This window comes from Ruegeria sp. YTSC106 (genome assembly GCF_059609765.1).
Genome location: NZ_JBXWMI010000052.1, coordinates 1 through 1,005 on the forward strand (window position 1 = coordinate 1; position 1,005 = coordinate 1,005).

Below are 1,005 nucleotides of genomic sequence, written 5' to 3' on the forward strand. Positions count from 1 at the left end.
GGATACATATCAGCGACTACCGCTAGCCACGCCGATATCTCACTTGCGAACAGCAGCCGGTACATACATTGGGCTCTCTTCCGTCGTTCTCTGCACGCAGAACGAATGACTGCTGTCACGCAAAACCGGAGTGGCGCAGAGTCTGTCAAAGCACCTAGATGTCGAACCGCCACATCCTAAATCGCCCCTGCCCCGTCATCTCACGTTTCAGCCCCTTTCTTCCAGCCAGGCCAGATTGCGCTGCGCAGCGGCCTTCATCCGGTCACCATGTCGGCCGAGGCCCGCTAGGCTCCAGAAGTGAAACCCCAGGCAGGCGCGCGTGATAGGGTGCAGATCGGCAGCCGCAGCCGTTACGTCCAGCCATCCGCCCACGCGATCTGGGCTCACCCGATCACCCGCGAACCAGCTGAGGTCTGCAGCCTCGATCAAAGCCAGTCTATGCCGCCAGCCTTCTGGGCCGCGCTGCAACCGGTCATCCAGCGCACCCAAGCGTCAAGCCACCCTTGCAAGGCGCGCAGCGTGAGCCGCTTCCGCCTTAGCCCAGTCGTCCATGACCAAAATATCGGGTGGTTCCGCCAGCGCCCCGGGAAGCAGATAATCTGGTTCTTCTTCAACCGGTCCCGGCAGGAACCAGAGATCGTCTTCCGAAGCATCCTCATCGGATGTGTCGCAAACTCTTTGAACGGCCAGAGGTGGCGATTTACTGGACACATCTATCCTGCGATCTCAGCAAACGTCCGAAAGCCCGAGGTAGTAGTGCTAGAGAATTGCTGCTTCCGGATCATACTGGCCACCGTAATGCCATCCAATGTGGCTGAGGCGGATTCGAACGACTAAAACCCACGCATGTGCCAAACACGCCGCTTTATGAAGCGATGATCCTGTTCGATCAAGTTGTTCAGATACTTGGACCTGATTGACTGTACTTGGCTTTGTCGCAAACTTTGGTCGACATGTTGCACCTTCGCGCGGCTTGATCCAACTGGTGGTTGGTCTGCTGCAATG

2 pseudogenes are annotated in these 1,005 nt (G+C 57.6%); both read right to left on the minus strand.

Annotated elements, in window-relative coordinates:
* Positions 1-246: 246 nt before the first annotated feature.
* Positions 247-690 (minus strand): annotated as a pseudogene (locus AC2FEB_RS23325) (hypothetical protein); the annotation flags it as partial.
* 23 nt (positions 691-713) lie between these two features.
* Positions 714-962: pseudogene (locus tag AC2FEB_RS23330) on the minus strand (DDE-type integrase/transposase/recombinase).
* Positions 963-1,005 lie beyond the last annotated feature (43 nt).